The 15,400-nt window shown below is 71.4% G+C and carries 16 protein-coding genes; 4 read left to right on the top strand and 12 right to left on the bottom strand.

Annotation, left to right across the window (positions count from 1 at the left end; genetic code table 11):
• Positions 1–137: 137 nt before the first annotated feature.
• The 5 genes from cbiE to ACFY8O_RS22755 all read right to left on the bottom strand — a co-directional run bounded on the left by cbiE (position 138) and on the right by ACFY8O_RS22755 (position 4,959).
• Positions 138–1,373, bottom strand: coding sequence for a precorrin-6y C5,15-methyltransferase (decarboxylating) subunit CbiE (gene cbiE / locus ACFY8O_RS22775; protein WP_387905121.1), 1,236 nt, complete (start codon positions 1,371–1,373; stop codon positions 138–140).
• 118 nt (positions 1,374–1,491) lie between these two features.
• Positions 1,492–2,178: a GNAT family N-acetyltransferase gene (locus ACFY8O_RS22770; protein ID WP_145806325.1), complete on the bottom strand. Its 687-nt coding sequence runs from the start codon at positions 2,176–2,178 to the stop codon at positions 1,492–1,494.
• Positions 2,179–2,281: 103 nt separating this feature from the next.
• Positions 2,282–3,148: a MetQ/NlpA family ABC transporter substrate-binding protein gene (locus tag ACFY8O_RS22765; RefSeq protein WP_145806328.1), complete on the bottom strand. Its 867-nt coding sequence runs from the start codon at positions 3,146–3,148 to the stop codon at positions 2,282–2,284.
• A 72-nt stretch (positions 3,149–3,220) separates the two neighbouring features.
• Complete coding sequence (locus ACFY8O_RS22760; RefSeq protein ID WP_145806330.1) at positions 3,221–3,892, bottom strand: methionine ABC transporter permease; 672 nt, start codon at positions 3,890–3,892, stop codon at positions 3,221–3,223.
• Complete coding sequence (locus tag ACFY8O_RS22755) at positions 3,889–4,959, bottom strand: methionine ABC transporter ATP-binding protein (protein ID WP_145806333.1); 1,071 nt, start codon at positions 4,957–4,959, stop codon at positions 3,889–3,891. The genes ACFY8O_RS22760 and ACFY8O_RS22755 overlap by 4 nt, the downstream gene beginning before the upstream one ends.
• Positions 4,960–5,600: 641 nt before the next feature.
• Here ACFY8O_RS22755 and ACFY8O_RS22750 point away from each other — a divergent pair.
• A complete protein-coding gene (locus ACFY8O_RS22750) occupies positions 5,601–5,960 on the top strand; it encodes a hypothetical protein (RefSeq protein WP_145806335.1) in 360 nt (119 codons plus the stop codon).
• Positions 5,961–5,962: 2 nt separating this feature from the next.
• Positions 5,963–6,412, top strand: coding sequence for a hypothetical protein (locus ACFY8O_RS22745; protein WP_145806337.1), 450 nt, complete (start codon positions 5,963–5,965; stop codon positions 6,410–6,412).
• 22 nt (positions 6,413–6,434) lie between these two features.
• Here ACFY8O_RS22745 and ACFY8O_RS22740 read toward each other — a convergent pair whose 3' ends face one another.
• From ACFY8O_RS22740 to ACFY8O_RS22730, 3 genes are all read right to left on the bottom strand, one after another.
• A complete protein-coding gene (locus ACFY8O_RS22740; RefSeq protein ID WP_145806339.1) occupies positions 6,435–6,938 on the bottom strand; it encodes a GNAT family N-acetyltransferase in 504 nt (167 codons plus the stop codon).
• A 37-nt stretch (positions 6,939–6,975) separates the two neighbouring features.
• Entirely contained in the window at positions 6,976–7,545 is a 570-nt protein-coding gene (locus ACFY8O_RS22735) for a sigma-70 family RNA polymerase sigma factor (RefSeq protein ID WP_387905112.1), read from the bottom strand.
• A 141-nt stretch (positions 7,546–7,686) separates the two neighbouring features.
• On the bottom strand, positions 7,687–8,841 hold the full coding sequence (locus tag ACFY8O_RS22730) for a glycerophosphodiester phosphodiesterase (RefSeq protein WP_387905110.1): 1,155 nt from the start codon (positions 8,839–8,841) through the stop codon (positions 7,687–7,689).
• Positions 8,842–9,073: 232 nt separating this feature from the next.
• On the opposite strand from ACFY8O_RS22730, the gene ACFY8O_RS22725 reads away from it, so the two are divergent.
• On the top strand, positions 9,074–9,745 hold the full coding sequence (locus ACFY8O_RS22725) for a lysophospholipid acyltransferase family protein (protein WP_145806345.1): 672 nt from the start codon (positions 9,074–9,076) through the stop codon (positions 9,743–9,745).
• Between the two features lie 330 nt (positions 9,746–10,075).
• Here the strand turns inward: ACFY8O_RS22725 and ACFY8O_RS22720 are convergent, their stop codons facing one another.
• Entirely contained in the window at positions 10,076–11,623 is a 1,548-nt protein-coding gene (locus tag ACFY8O_RS22720; protein ID WP_145806347.1) for an MFS transporter, read from the bottom strand.
• A complete protein-coding gene (locus ACFY8O_RS22715; RefSeq protein WP_145806349.1) occupies positions 11,620–12,171 on the bottom strand; it encodes a TetR/AcrR family transcriptional regulator in 552 nt (183 codons plus the stop codon). Before ACFY8O_RS22715 ends, ACFY8O_RS22720 begins: the two co-directional genes overlap by 4 nt.
• Positions 12,172–12,266: 95 nt before the next feature.
• Here ACFY8O_RS22715 and ACFY8O_RS22710 point away from each other — a divergent pair, with 95 nt between their 5' ends.
• A complete protein-coding gene (locus ACFY8O_RS22710) occupies positions 12,267–12,767 on the top strand; it encodes an HAD domain-containing protein (RefSeq protein WP_387905105.1) in 501 nt (166 codons plus the stop codon).
• Positions 12,768–12,840: 73 nt separating this feature from the next.
• On the opposite strand, the gene ACFY8O_RS22705 is transcribed toward ACFY8O_RS22710, so the two are convergent.
• Positions 12,841–13,812, bottom strand: a complete 972-nt coding sequence (locus ACFY8O_RS22705) for an aldo/keto reductase (protein ID WP_387905104.1) — start codon at positions 13,810–13,812, stop codon at positions 12,841–12,843.
• Positions 13,813–13,875: 63 nt separating this feature from the next.
• Positions 13,876–15,309, bottom strand: coding sequence for an argininosuccinate lyase (gene argH, locus ACFY8O_RS22700; protein WP_387905101.1), 1,434 nt, complete (start codon positions 15,307–15,309; stop codon positions 13,876–13,878).
• Positions 15,310–15,400: the final 91 nt, after the last annotated feature.

Here is a 15,400-nt window from a genome sequence, read left to right as displayed (position 1 = left end):
TGCGCGTCCCCCGGTTGCGCTGTACCACATCGCGGACCAAAACGGTCCACTTTTCCGGACATTGACGAACGAAAGATCGAACGCCCGGCTGCGGTACAACAATCGGTCAGCCTACCTCGCGCCTGCGTGCGGGCAGCTCAGGGGGCGAGGTCGGAACGTACGGCGGAGAGCAGGAAGACGACGGAGCGCTCGCGCTCCGCCCAGTCCGAGGTGTCCAGTTCGACGGACTGGAGCAGCGCGCACTCGACCGTGTAGCCGTTCTCCGTGAGGGCCGCGCCCAGGGCTTCCGCCTCGTCACGGTTCGAGGCATGGGTGACGATACGTTCCGGCCGCCGGTCGGCGACCGCGACCGCGACCCTGACACCGCCGCCCCCGATCCGCACGACATCGGGTTCCGGCAGGCGCTCCAGCACGTGCGGCGCCGTGCCCCTGACGACCTGGACGCCTACCTGGAAGTCACGGGCGGCCGCCGCCGTACGCTCGCAGGCACCGGGGTCGCTGTCCACGGCCAGCACGGCCGCCCCGAACCGGGCCGCCTCCACGGCGAGGGCTCCGCCGCCGCAGCCGATGTCCCAGACCAGGTCCCCCGTACGCGGTCCGAGCCGGGCCAGTTGGGCGGCCCGCAGCCCGGGCGACTCGCCCTCGCCGCACTCCCCCGCGCCGTCCGGGGCCGCGCCGTAGGCCGAGGCGGGCAGCGCCCACCCCCGGACACCCTCCGGCTGGGCGGGGCGACGGCCCGCGAACCAGGCGCCGTTGGCGGTGGTCTCGGGGCCGCCCCCGACGGCGATGACGACGTTGGGGTCGCGCCAGGTGTGGTCGGCGGTCTTGTCGGAGGTGAGGACGGTGACCCGTTCACGTGCGGTGCCGAGTTCCTCGCAGATCACGAAGGTGCGGTGGACGCCTTCGAGCAGCAGGGCGAGTTCGGCGGGACCGGCTCCCGGAGAGGTGAGGACGGCGACCTTGTGATGGGCGCGGATGACGTTGACCGCGCGGCGCAGGGTGCGGGGGTGGGCGACCACGATCTGCGCGTCGTCCCAGGGCATGCCCGCCCGGGCGAACGCCGTGGCGACCGAGGAGACCGCGGGGACGACCTCGACCTCGAGGCCGTGCTCGCGGGCGCGCAGGGTGCGTACGACGCCGAAGAAGCCGGGGTCCCCGTCGGCGAGGACCACGGCGCTGCCGCGGTGACCGGCGATCCTGCGGGCGGCCAGGTCGACGCTGCCGAGGCGGATGCGTTCCGCACGCTCGGGCACCTCGGGGAGTTCGAGGTGGTGGGCGGCGCCGGCGACAAGGGTGGCGGCCGAGAGCGCGGCCGTGGCCGCTCTGGTCAGCGGCGAGCCGTCCCAGCCGATCACCGTGACCCGGTCGGCCATCGTCGTCAGTCTCCTGGGGGTGTAGCAGGCGGGGCGCTCCTGGGGGGCGGAGCAAGGGTGAGCGTATCCGGTCCGTACCAACGCCCTGCCGGGGGCTCCCCAGGACGGGGCGGGGAGGTCAGTCCCAGTCGTTGTACGTGCCGTAGCCGCCCGCGTCGGCCAGCTGTTCGGCGACGCCCTCCAGGTCCTCGGGGAGCAGTCCCCACACGATGAGATCGGTCCTGATGTCGGTCCAGCCGCCGTCCGTGCCGTTCTCCGTGCGGGTCCGCGCTATGCGGGCGTTGCGCAGGACCCCCTCGCTGATGCAGCCGAGTTTCTGGGCGACCTGCTGGGAGGCGGTGTTGCCCGCGGGGGTGCGCAGCTCGATGCGCTCGAAGCCCTGGTCGCGGAAGAGCCATTCGGCGAGGGCCAGCACGGATTCGGTCGCGTATCCCTCACCGCGCGCCCAGGGGGCGGTGATGTAGCGGACCTCGGTGGCCAGGGTGCGCCGGTCGGTGTTGAGGAGGCGGACGGATCCGACGAGCCGCTGGGTGAGGAACTCGGTGACGGCGAAGACGATGCCGTTGCCCTGGGTGCGCTCGGCGGGGGCGATCCTGCGGACCCACCGTTCCGCGTCGACCTGGGTGTAGGGGTACGGGGCGTCGGTCCAGGCGGTGACCAGCTCGTCGTTCATCATCTCGATGTACGCGGGGACGTCGGCCATGTCGAAGGGGCGCAGCACCAACCTGTCCGTGCTGATGGAGATGGACGGGAAGGTGGAAGTCATGCGCAGCTCCATGCCGAAGACCGTGTAAAGACACAGCATGCAGCATCGGGCCGATGATGTGCATGGCCGGGTCGCCGCACGGCGGAGCCCCGCACACCCGGTGGGGGTGTGCGGGGCTCCTGGGGCAAGTGGCGCCCGGACGTCAGGACTTGGCGTCCTCGCCGAAGGCGGGGACGATCGAGCCCTTGTAGGTGTCCTCGATGAACTTCTTGACCTCGTCGGAGTTCAGGAGCTTCGCGAGCTTCTGGACCCGGGGGTCCTTCTCGTTGCCTTCCTTGACGGCGAGGATGTTGGCGTACGGGTTGCCCTCGGCCTTCTCGAGCACCAGGGAGTCCTTGCCCGGCTGGAGCCCGGCCTCGATCGCGTAGTTGCCGTTGATGACGGCGGCGTCGACGTCGTCCAGGGCACGGGGCACGGTCGCGGCCTCGACCTCCTTGAACTCCAGGCCCTTCTTGTCCGTGATGTCGCTGAGCTTGGCGTTGGTGCCGACGCCGTCCTTGACGGTGATCAGGCCGTTCTCGGCGAGCAGCTGGAGCGCGCGGCCCTCGTTGGTGGTGTCGTTCGGGACGGCGACGGTCTGGCCGGCCTTGATGTCCTTGACGTCCTTGATCTTCTTGGAGAAGAGACCGAGGGGCTCGAGGTGGACGTCGACGACCGGGACGACGTGGGTGTCGTTCTTCTCGTTGAAGTCCGTCAGGTAGGGCCGGTGCTGGAAGAAGTTGGCGTCGACCTGGCCGCTCTCGGTGGCGGTGTTGGGCAGGACGTAGTCCGTGAACTCCTTGACCTCCAGCTTCAGGCCGGCCTTGTCCGCCAGGTTGTCCTTGACGAAGTTCAGGATGTCGGCGTGCGGCGTCGGGGACGCCGCGACGACGAGTGCCTTGGAGGTGTCCGCACTCGCACCGGACCCGCCCTTGGCGGCCGGGTCGGAGTCCGTTCCGCAGGCGCTGAGCCCGAAGGCGAGGGCGGCGGTGGCGGCTGCGGCAGCGGTGATCTTGATGTTCTTACGCACGAAGAGTGCCTCTTTCCGGTGGTGATGGTGGTGCGCCCGGACAAGGAGTTCGGGCTCGGGGGGAGATGAGGTTCAGGAGGCGGTGCGGCCCCGGCGGGCCAGCAGCCGTACGGCGCCGTCGCCGATGAGCTGGACCACGGTCACGATGACGATGAGCAGCACGACGGTGATGAGCATGAACTGGTCGTCGAAGCGCTGGAATCCGTAGGTGATGGCCTTGGACCCGAGTCCTTCGCCGCCGACCGCACCGGCCATCGCGGAGTAGCCGATGAGCACGATCACGGTGGTCGTGACGCCGGAGACCAGCGAGGGGAGGGCCTGGGGAAGCAGCACCTTGCGGACGATCGTCGGGATGGACCCGCCCATCGACTGGACGGCCTCGACGAGCCCGTGGTCGACCTCGCGCACCGCCGTCTCGACGAGTCGCGCGAAGAAGGGGATGGCGCCGACGGCGAGCGGCACGATCATCGCGGAGGGACCGATGAAGGTGCCGACGACCCAGGTGGTGAAGGGGATCAGGGCGATCAGCAGGATGATGAAGGGCAGCGAGCGGCCGATGTTCACGATCACGCCGATGACCTTGTTCACCACGGTGTTCTGCAGCAGTCCGCCCTTGTCGGTGAGGACGAGCAGGATGCCGAGCGGAAGTCCGCCGACGACCGTGACGAGCGTGGACCAGAGCACCATGTAGAGGGTGTCGATGGTTCCCTGGGTCAGCAGTGGCTGCATTTCGGACCAGGTCACTTCGCCACCTCCTCGGTGAGCGGTGCGGGGGTCTGGGCGGGGATGTCCGTGGCGTCGGCGGGGCCGCCGTCGACCACCTCGGCCTGGAGGCCCTGCTCGCGCAGGAAGCCGATGGGTACGACGTTCTCCTCGAAGCCGCCGGGCAGCTCGATGCGCATGCGGCCGATCTGCTTCCCGCCGACGGTGTCCATCGCGGCGCCGAGGATCGAGATGTCGATGTTGTACGTACGGGAGAGCTGCGAGATCACCGGGCGCGCGGCGGCCTCACCGTGGAAGGTGACGTCGACGACGGTGCGGTCGGGGGCGGAGGGGGAGCCGCCGACGGGGAACAGCGTGTGGGCCAGCTCGGAACCGGGGGTGGCGAGCAGCTCGCCGACCGTGCCCGCCTCGACGATGCGGCCCTTCCGCATCAGGGCGGCGGAGTCGCAGACCGTTTTGACGACGTCCATCTCGTGCGTGATGAGCAGGACGGTGAGGCCGAGCTCCTGGTTGAGGTCGCGCAGCAGCTGGAGGATGGAACGGGTCGTCTCGGGGTCGAGCGCCGAGGTCGCTTCGTCCGAGAGCAGCACCTTCGGGTCGCCCGCCAGGGCGCGGGCGATGCCGACGCGCTGCTTCTGGCCTCCGGAGAGCTGCCCGGGGTAGGCCTTCGCCTTGTCGGCGAGGCCGACGAGGTCGAGGAGCTCCAGGGCCTTGCGGGTGCGGGCCTGGCCCGAGATGCCGAGGATCTCGAGGGGCAGCTCGACGTTGTCCCGGACCGTGCGCGAGTCCAGCAGGTTGAAGTGCTGGAAGACCATGCCGATGCGGCTGCGCGCCTGGCGCAGCTCCTTGCCCGCGCGCCGGCCGCGGCCGGCGAGGGCGGTGAGGTCCTGACCGGCGACCGTCACGGTGCCCGAGGTGGGACGTTCGAGGAGGTTGACGCAGCGGATGAGGGAGGACTTGCCGGCGCCGCTCTGTCCGATGACGCCGTAGACCTCGCCTTCGCGGACGTGCAGGTCCACGCCGTCCAGGGCGGTGACCTCACGGCCGCGTGACTGGTAGACCTTCGTGAGGCCCGAAGTGGTGATCACAGGGGTTTCCGTCACTGTCGAGTGCACGGCGCGGTGTCCGCCGGGCACGGGGCATTCATCTGATGAGACTGTTCTCAGTGGTCGACCGGTGGGAGTCTCGGCGTGTGAGCGGACCGGCGGAGGCCGGGGGTGGCACAGGCCAGGGCAGGCTCGATCCGCTGGACACGGACGGCACGGGCTCGGTCTCGCTTCGGGGCGCGAGGCTCAGGCAGGGGCCCTCAGAAGGCGCGCATTCGACACATACAACGAGCACCGGGCGTCGGGATCGCCTCGGTCGCAGGGCTGCGGTAGCTCGTCGTGGTCATGGCCCAAGTAAAACAGACGTAACGTTCCGCCGAGCCGGACTGTCCGGATAGCGGACAGCGCAGGGCGTGTGCACCGCCTGCCGGACTGCCTGCGATCGCCGCCTTGACCTGCGGAAACGTGGGCACACTCCCGGGTGTCCACCGGGCTCGGGACGATCACACCGGGGGCATGCTGTGGCAAAGGCCACGATTCCCGGAACCGGCTCGCCCACGCTCCCCCGGCCCGGCTCGCTCCCTCCGCCCCCGGCCCGGCACCCCTCCCCCGGCCCCCGGGTCCTCGCACCGGGGGCCGGGCCCGCACGCGGGTGCCCCCGCCGGCCGTAATACCCTCACTGCATGCTCGACGCCCTGACGGTCGCGGTCGCCGTGACCGCGCTCGCCCTCGCCGCCTGGTGCGGACTCGCCGCCTACCGGGACCAGCCCACGAAGGACTGGCACTTCATCGGGATGGCGATCGTCTCCGTCCTCGCACTGGCCCAGCTGCTCGTGGGAATCGTGCAGCTCGCGCGGGGCGAGCGGCCGGACCAGGGCATGACGATCTTCATCGCCTATCTGGTCGGTGCCTTCGCCGCCGTGCCGGCGGCGGCCTTCCTGTCGCTGTCGGAACGGACCCGCTGGGGTTCGGTGACGGTGTCGGCCGGGGCGGTCGTGCTCGCCGTCCTCGAAGTGCGGCTCTACGACATCTGGGGAAACTGACCATGAGCGACACCGAACGCACCCGGACACCGGCCGGCCCCTCGTCCTCGGGGCAGAAGCAGCAGTTCGAGCTCGGCAGCGGGCCGGGGCGGGTACTGGTCTGGTTCTACGGCGTGTTCACGGTGGCCGCCGCGTCCCGGTCGATCGTCGAGATGATCCTGGACTTCGAGAAGGCACCCCTGGCGTACGTGCTCTCGGCGCTCGCCGCCGTCGTGTACGGCTTCATCACCTACTCGCTGGTGCGTGGCGGGGAGAAGGCGCGCAGGGCGGCGCTGATGTGCTGCGCCGCCGAGCTCGCGGGCGTACTGATCGTCGGCACCTGGACGCTCGTGGAGCCTTCCGCCTTCCCGGACAGCACGGTGTGGTCCGGGTTCGGCCTGGGGTACCTGCTCATCCCGGTGATCCTTCCGGTCACCGGGATGATCTGGCTGCGCCGCGCGCGTACCGCGTGACGCGGGGCCTCACAGGGACCGTTCAGGCACTGGTCACATAGGCCGGCGCCGTCGCGTCCTTCTCCAGCAGGACCAGCCTGACCCCGTCCCCTCCGGTGGCGTTGCCCACCCGCGCGTAGCCGGCCTTGCGGTACAGCCGCAGATTGCCCTCGCTGCGCTCGCCGGTGTGCAGCCGGAAGCGGGTGGCCGAACGCCCGTCCGCCAGGCCCGATTCGGCGGCGCGCAGGAGCCGGCCGCCGAGCCCGTGGTTACGGAGCCTCGGGTGGACGCAGAGCTTGCCGATCCGGCCCGCACCGTCCTCGTCGGTGAAGCCGCGCACCGAGCCGACGACCTCGTCGCCGAGCCGCGCCACGAACACCAGGTCCGTGGCGACTTCGTCCCGGACCGAGTCGAGGGTCTGGACGAGTGGGTCGATCCGGTAGTTGCCGTAGAGCTCCGCCTCGCTCTGGAAGCAGAGGTACTGGAGTCTGAAGATCTGCTCGACGTCCTGTGCTGTCGCCGCCGAGATGGTCACGCTCATGCCCATGTGTGCATGCCTCCCGCTCACCTGGTCCGCCGGTTGTCTACCGCTCCTTTCCCCGCAGTTCAGGAGCTACAACCTCCGCCGCGAGCATTCTGCGCAGACATCCAAGGCATCGGGAACGCATAGGACCCAAACTGCCCTGTGACATACCCAACTCCCCTGCGATTTCCCGGTAGGTGGGATCGTGGGGCGCCAGCATCGCCTCCAGTAAGCGCGGGCACCTCCCGGGCAGCCGGCCCACCGCGGTGCGCAGCGCCCGGCGTTCGGCCGCCCCGAGGATGAGGCGTTCCGGGCAGCCGGCCCAGTCCCCCGGCGACTCGCCGCCCGTGTAGGAGCGTTCACGCCGGGCCCTGCGGCGGGCGGCGCGGACCTCGGCCCGCACCGCGGAGCGCACCCAGCGGGCCGGGTCCGCGGGCCCGTCCGAGCCCGTCCGGCGCTCCAGCAGCCGCAGCCACACCGCCTGTTCCAGGTCCGCGGCTTCGACACCCGCGGCCTGCGCCTCGGCTCCGGCCTCGGCGCGCACGAGTGCGTGCAGGGCGTCGACGACGGCCCGCCCGCCGTCCTCCGGCCCGTCGGCGGGGACCCGCAAAACATGATCAAGAAGAGTCATGCCCCGTCAACGGCCGCCGTGCGCGCCCGGTTGCCGCGCACGAGCAGCTCCACCCGACCGGGGCATCGCGGCCGGGCGGCTGACGCCGGGGCCGGCCCAGGACCGAGCCGCCCGGGCCGGCGGCGTCAGGGGACCCCCGTCTCAGTCCTGGGCGAAGTCGGCCGCCGCGAGCAGGGCGGTGTCCGGGTTGTCGGAGAAGATCCCGTCGATGCCCGCCTCGAAGTAGGTCCGCAGCGCGCCGAACGCGTCGCCGTAGGCGTTCGGGTCGGTTCCGCGCCGGAAGTCCGCCGGCAGGAAGGAGTTCTCGTTGCGCAGTGTGTAGGGGTGCAGGACCAGGCCTCGCGCGTGCGCGTCCGCGACCAGGGCGGTGGGCGTGGTCAGCCGTCCCGCCGCGTCCTTGGGTACGACCAGGTCCAGCGTCGGCCCGATGCCCTGGGCGAAGGACGCGATCCACGTCAGCCCGGCGGGCTTCACCAGGTCCGCGACCGTACGCGGGTCACCGGCCTCCACGAAGTCCCAGGGCCGCTCCTTCGGCCCGGACAGCAGGACGACACGAGGGGTGGACACGAGCTTCGCCAGCCGCTGCACGGAGCTCGGCTCGAAGGACTGCAGGATCAGCGGGGAGTCCGCGCGGTGACGGCCGTGGCGGCGCAGCAGCCGGGCGAGCGGTTCCTCCAGGCCGAGCCCGAGGCCCCGGAAGTACGAGGGGTGCTTGGTCTCGACGTAGAGCCAGACGGGCTCGCCCCGCTCACGGCCCTGCTCGTCGGCCCACCGCAGGACCTCCTCAAAGGTGGGGATCTGCCAGCGGCCGTCGTACAGCGTGTTCTCCTGGCGGGTGCCCGGGATGCGCTCCTTCGCCCGGAGGGTCTTCAGCTCGGCGAGGGTGAAGTCCTCGGTGAACCAGCCGGTGAGCGAGACGCCGTCGACCTGCTTGGTCGTCCTGCGGCTCGCGAACTCGGGGTGGTCGGCGACGTCCGTGGTGCCGGTGATGTCGTTCTCGTGGCGGCAGACGAGGTGGCCGTCCTTGGTCGGCACGAGGTCCTGCTCGACGATGTGCGCACCCATGTCCAGGGCCAGCTGGTAGGAGCCGAGGGTGTGCTCCGGCCGGTAGCCGCTGGCGCCGCGGTGGCCGATCACGGTGGGCACGGGCAGGTCCCGGTAGGAGCCGTGCCTGCCGCTCCGGCCGCCGGGCCCGGCGGCGTTCGCGGTGCCCGACAGTCCGAGGGCGGCCGTCCCGAGGACCGCGGCCCCCAGAAGTGTCCGCCGTCCGGGTGCAGTCTGCGCGCGCTCTGTCATGAATGCTCCTCGCGTGTGATGTCCGGCACCTTCGGGGGAGGCTTGATCGTAGGCAGCTACGCCATCGGTGGGGCGGCCTGTGGACGAACATGGCGGAAACACACGTCAACACTGCGTATCGGCTCGATGAACCCGATGTGCGCGAGGGCGGTACCCGCGAGTATCGTCCTCACCTGCACAGACCCTCACGAATTCCCGCCCCGGCCGCCCGGCCACGACACCGGAGGACGCGTTGTCCCGACTCACGGTCATCAAGGCAGTGCTCGGACCGATCCTGCGGCTGCTCTTCCGGCCCCGCGTGGAGGGCGCGGAGAACATCCCGGGGACGGGCGCGGTCATCCTCGCCGGCAATCACCTGACCTTCATCGACTCGATGATCATGCCGATCTGCTGCGACCGGCCGGTGTTCTACATCGGCAAGGACGAGTACGTGACCGGCAAGGGTCTCAAGGGCCGGCTGATGGCCTGGTTCTTCACGGGCTGCGGGATGATCCCCGTGGACCGGGACGGCGGACGCGGCGGCGTCGCGGCCCTGATGACGGGCCGCCGGGTGCTGGAGGAGGGCAAGGCGTTCGCGATCTACCCGGAGGGCACCCGCTCCCCCGACGGCCGTCTCTACCGGGGCCGTACGGGTATCGCCCGGCTGACCCTGATGACGGGCGCGCCGGTGGTGCCGTTCGCGATGATCGGCACGGACAAGCTGCAGCCGGGCGGCGCCGGCCTGCCCCGCCCGGGCAAGGTGACGGTCCGTTTCGGTGAGCCGATGGAGTTCTCGCGCTACGAGGGCATGGACCGCGACCGCTATGTGCTGCGGGCGGTGACGGACTCGGTGATGGCCGAGGTCATGCGGCTCTCCGGCCAGGAGTACGTGGACGTCTACGCCACGAAGGCCAAGGCCGCCTGAGCCGTACGGGTGTTCTTCGAGTGGCCCGGCGCGCTCGCGCCGGGCCACTCGTGTGCCCGGGCCCGGCACTCCTGGGCCGCTCGCGCGTGGGGTCCGAGGGTCCCGGGCCGCTCGCGCATCCGGGCCGGGGCGCCGGAACCATGGGCTTGAGCGCTACCGGGGCACCGGACCCCTGGCCGCTCGGGCCTCCGAGGGCCGGGCGCGCCGGGCCGCGCCGTGTGCCTGGGGGCCGGGGGCCCGGCCCCCAGGGCCTGTCGCGCCCCGGTGGGCAGCGCACCCCCGGTCCCTCCGGCCCTCGGCGCGGCACCCTCACGCCTGTTCCGGGGCGGCTCACTCGTCGGGGATGATGCCGTCCTCCAGCTTCTGGCCGCGCAGCATGAACCACGCGGCCACCGCCGTCGCGAGCAGCACGACGGCCCCGACCGCCGCCGACACCCGCAAGCCGTTGACGAAGGCCTCCTGGGCCGCGACGACGAGTTCGCTCCCCTGCTGGGCCGGAAGGTGTTCCGCCGTCTCCACGGCACCGCCCAGCGACTCGTGGGCCGCCGCCTCGGCGGCGGCAGGCACGCCCTCGGGGGTGCCGAACCCCCGGTAGACGCCCGTGACGATGGATCCGAGCAGCGCGATACCGAGGGCGGCTCCGAGTTCGTACGCCGTCTCGGACACCGCTGACGCCGAGCCCGCCTGTTCCTTCGGGACGCTGGAGAGGATGACGTCGGAGGTGACGGTGAACGCGAATCCGGCGCCGACGCCCACCACCAGGAGCAGGACCCCGATCAGGGGATAGCCGGTCTCCTTGTGGATCAGCGTGACCACCGCGAGCGACAGGCCGATGGCCGCCAGCCCTACGGCGACCACGGAGCGCACGGAGTAGTGGCGTGCGACCCTCCCGGCCAGCAACCCGGCGGTCACCGCGCCGACGGCCGCGGGGAGTTCGGCGAGCCCCGCTTCGAGAGGCCCGCGGCCCTGGACGAGTTGCAGGAACTGGGAGAGGAAGAAGACGATCCCGGACAGGCCGAGGATGGTCAGGAGGTCGGCGAGGACCGCGCCCGAGAACCCCCGGTGGTGGAAGAGCCGCATGTCCAGCAGCGGGGCGGGGAGCTTCAGCTGGCGGCGCACGAACCAGGTCAGCGCTCCCGCACCGCCGAGGGCCGCCACCCCGGTCACCCCGCTCACCCCGTGGGCGGCGGCCTCCTTGATGGCGTACACGACACCGATCATGCCGACCAGGGAGAGCCCCACACTGGGCAGGTCCCAGGGGCCCGGCGCGGGGTTCTTCGACTCGGGGATCATCTTGATGCCGACGGCGACGAGGACCGCCATCACGGGCAGGTTGATCAGGAAGACCGATCCCCACCAGAAGTGCTCCAGCAGGAGGCCGCCCACGACGGGGCCGACGGCAGCGCCCGCGGAGGCCATCGCACCCCAGATGCCGACGGCGAGGCTGCGCTCGCGCGGGTCGTGGAAGAGGTTGCGGATCAGGGCGAGCGTGGACGGCATGAGCGTGGCACCCGCGACACCGAGCAGCGCCCTGGCCACGATCATCATCTCGGGGCTCGTCGCGTAGGCGTTGAGCACGGAGACCGCCCCGAAGGCCGTGGCACCGGTCAGCAGCAGCTTCTTACGGCCGATGCGGTCGCCGAGGCTGCCCATGGAGACCAGGAGCCCGGCGATGACGAAGGAGTAGACGTCACCGATCCAGAGCAACTGGGTTCCGGTCGGTTCGAGGTCCTCGCTGAGGAACGGTGTCGCGAGCCCGAGGACCGTGGCGTCGACGGCGACGAGCAGCACGGCCAGGACGAGCACGGTGAGGGCGATCCACCGGCCCGGATGGTGGGGATCGCCCGTGACGCCCGCGTGCTGAGAGGTGCTGCTCATTTCTCCACGCTCCGGCGTGCTCCGCCGAGCAGCAACTCGACGACCATGTAGGGGAAGTCCTGGGCGGCGACTCGCCCCGTCTGCACGGACCACGCGCAGCTGCCGATCAGCCCGTACAGTGCCTCGGTCAGCCAGGCCGGGGTGAGGTCGATCCGGAACTCGCCGCGCTCCTGTCCGCGCCGGAAGTGGGCGGAGACGCGGGCGTCGAGCCGGTTCCAGCCCTCGTTGACGTCGTCCCCCTCGAAGAGCTGGTTCTCCGTGACGAGGAAGGCCAGCAGTCCCGCGCTGGGCTCGACGGCCGCGATCAGCCGTCGCAGGCCGTCCTCGGCGCTGCCCTCGTCGAGCCCGGCGGAATCCAGGGCGGCTTCGAACTCCCGGATCCCGAGATCCTCCAGCGCTCCCACGAGGGCGTCCCGGCCGGCGAAGTGCCGGTGCAGGGTCGCGCGGCCGATACCCGCGGACCGGGCCACCTCGTCCATGGTCGCCGTGGACTTGCGGGACAGCAGTGCGGCGGCGCTCCGCAGCACCTGCTCACGATCAAGAGTCATGAGACGACACTAACTCAAATGAGACGCACACGTCCCATTTGACAGGCCGCTGCCCTATGCCCGGGCGCGCGGCGGATCGGGGGCACCATGACGGGATGAAGCCGCTGCTGCTGCTCGACATCGACGGTCCGCTCAACCCGTACGCGGCGCTGGCCCGCCCCGCACCTCCGGCGGGCTACCACCTCCACCGGATGCGGCCGACGGGGTGGACGGTGGGAGCGCCCCTGCCCGTCCTGCTCAGTCCCGAGCACGGCCAGGAGCTGCTGGCGCTCGCCGGCCGCTACGAGCTCGTCTGGGCGACCACCTGGAAGGACGAGGCGAACGAGTGGGTCGGCCCGCGTCTCGGGCTGCCGCCCCTGCCGTACATCGACTGGCCCGCGATGCACGCGCAGACGGCGGACGGGACGTACTGGAAGACGCGGTACGTCGTCGACTACGCGGACGGCAGGCCCTTCGCCTGGGTCGACGACGAGATCGCCGCGCCCGACACCGACTGGGTGGCGGCGCACCATCCGGGGCGGGCCCTGCTGCGGCGGATCGACCCCTGGGTGGGGCTGACGCGGGAGGACTTCGACGCACTCGCGAAGTGGGCGTGAACCGGACCCGCGGCGCGGGGGCGTGGCGGGGCCCGGGCCGACAGGGGTCCCGCCCGCCGCCTGCGACCCGGGCTCAGCTCCAGGGCAGCGAGGCCCGGTGACGCCAGTACGCCTCCGGCTCCTCCACCAGTGCGGCCAGCCGGTCCAGCCGGTCGGCGTCCAGGTCCAGGAGCGGCGCGTGGAGGTTGGCGGCCAGCTGGGTGACCGTCGCCGCGCCGGACAGGACGACTCCGGCCCACGGCTGGTGCAGCACCAGGGCCAGGGCGACGGCGTCCGCGTCGAGTCCCGCCTCGGCGCCGATCTCCCGGACGACGGCGGGGGCCTCGGTCCCCGCGAGCCGGCCGTTGGCCATGGCTTCCTTGACGATCACCGTGAGGCCCGCGTCGTGGGCCTCCGCGAGTGCGGGCCCGGCGGAGGTCTCCAGGGCGTTGTAGGTCGCCTGGACCGTCCGGAAGAGGGGTTCACCGTCCACGGTCACGGCCAGCGCGGAGCGGATGGCGTCCGCCTGCCGGGGCCCGCTCACCGAGAAGCCGACGGTGGTGCCCTTCGCGGCGAGTTCGGCGAGCCGGGCGTGCAGGTCCTTGTCGCTCAGCACGGGGCTGTCGGCCGTCACGGAGTGGATCTGGTACAGGTCGAGCCGGTCCCCGAGCAGGCCGGCCGTCTCGGCGTGCTGGCGCTCGAAGGCGGCGAGGCTGTGGTCCTTGACCTCGTGCGTCTCGGCGTCGCTGCGCCAGTCGGCGGTGTAGGTGTAGCCCCACTTGCTGCCGACGACCACGTCCGTCACGTCGGGGCGGGCAGTGAGCCAGGACGCGAGGAACTCCTCGGCGCGGCCGTAGGAGCGGGCCGCGTCGACGTAACGGACTCCCTGCGCGTAGGCGGCGTCCAGGAGTTCGTGGGTGTGCGCCCGCAGGGCGTCGGCACTGCGGTCCCCGGGCAGATCCCGGTCACGGTGCGGGGTGATGTAGCCGGGCCTGCCGACGGCGGCCAGGCCGAGCCCGATGTGGGAGGTCGGGGTGGTCGCTCGGTTCAGGCGGGCGAAGGGCATCGCGGGCTCCTCTGGGTCGGTTCCGAACGCCTTCCCGTCAACGTAGCCCGCGATGCCCGCGAATCAGCCGCGCGCGCTCGCCCAGGCGTGCTGCGTCACCAGGTCGGCCTTCACCTCGGCCAGCTGGACGGCGACGGCAGAGGGGGCCGTCCCTCCGCGCCCGTTGCGGGAGGCCAGCGCGCCGGGCACGTTCAGCACGGTGCGCACCTCCGGGGTGAGGTGCTCGGAGATCTTCGCGAACTGCTCGTCCGTCAGCTCCTCGAGCTCGATGCCCTGCTGTTCGCAGACCTTCACGCACTCCCCCGCGACCTCGTGGGCCACGCGGAACGGCACACCCTGCTTGACCAGCCACTCGGCGATGTCCGTGGCGAGCGAGAAGCCCGCCGGGGCCAGCTCCTCCATGCGCTCCCGGTTGACGGTGAGCGTGGCCATCATCCCGGTGAAGGCCGGGAGGAGGACCTCCAGCTGGTCGCAGGAGTCGAAGACGGGCTCCTTGTCCTCCTGGAGGTCGCGGTTGTACGCGAGCGGGAGGGCCTTCAGGGTCGCCATCAGACCGGTCAGGTTGCCCACGAGCCGGCCGGACTTGCCGCGCGCGAGCTCGGCGATGTCCGGGTTCTTCTTCTGCGGCATGATCGAGGAGCCCGTGGAGAACGCGTCGTGCAGGGTGACGAAGGAGAACTCCTTCGTGTTCCAGATGATGATCTCCTCGGCGATCCGGGAGAGGTTGACCCCGATCATCGCGGTGATGAAGGCGAACTCGGCGACGAAGTCACGGGAGGCGGTGCCGTCGATCGAGTTGCCCACGGAGCCCCGTTCGAAGCCGAGGTCGGCGGCGACCGCCTCCGGGTCCAGCCCGAGGGAGGACCCGGCCAGGGCTCCGGAGCCGTACGGGGACACGGCGGTCCGCTCGTCCCACTGGCGCAGCCGCTCGGCGTCCCGGGAGAGGGGCTGTACATGCGCCAGCATGTGGTGGGCGAAGAGCACGGGCTGGGCGTGCTGGAGGTGGGTGCGGCCGGGCATGGCCACGTCGGGGTGCGCCTCGGCGAGCCCCACCAGCGCGTCCTGGAGCTCGGCGATCAGTCCGCCGATGATCCGGGCGTGGTCGCGCAGGTACATCCGGAAGAGCGTGGCGACCTGGTCGTTCCGGGACCGGCCTGCCCGCAGCTTCCCGCCGAGGTCGGGGCCGAGGCGCTCCAGGAGGCCGCGTTCCAGCGCGGTGTGGACGTCCTCGTCGGCGATGGTGCCGGTGAACGAGCCGTCGGCGACGGCGGCCTCCAGCGAGTCCAGTCCTTCGATCATGCGGGCGAGCTCGTCGTCGGTGAGCAGCCCCGCCTTGTTGAGCACGCGCGCGTGGGCGCGGGATCCGGCGATGTCGTAGGGCGCGAGCCGCCAGTCGAAGTGGACGGACGCGGACAGCTTGGCCAGCGCCTCGGCCGGACCGTCGGCGAAACGCCCGCCCCAGAGGCGTACGTCGCTGTTTCCGGTGCCGTTGCTCACTGCGTGCTCCTCGGGAGTGCAAGGGGTGTGCGTCCGCCTCACGGCGCGCGATCCGTAGTGGCATAACTATGCAAGGGTCTGCATGGTTTGT

The sequence above is a fragment of the Streptomyces argenteolus genome, from assembly GCF_042902585.1.
Lineage (GTDB): Bacteria > Actinomycetota > Actinomycetes > Streptomycetales > Streptomycetaceae > Streptomyces > Streptomyces argenteolus.
This window is presented reverse-complemented; position numbering and strand designations above follow the sequence as displayed.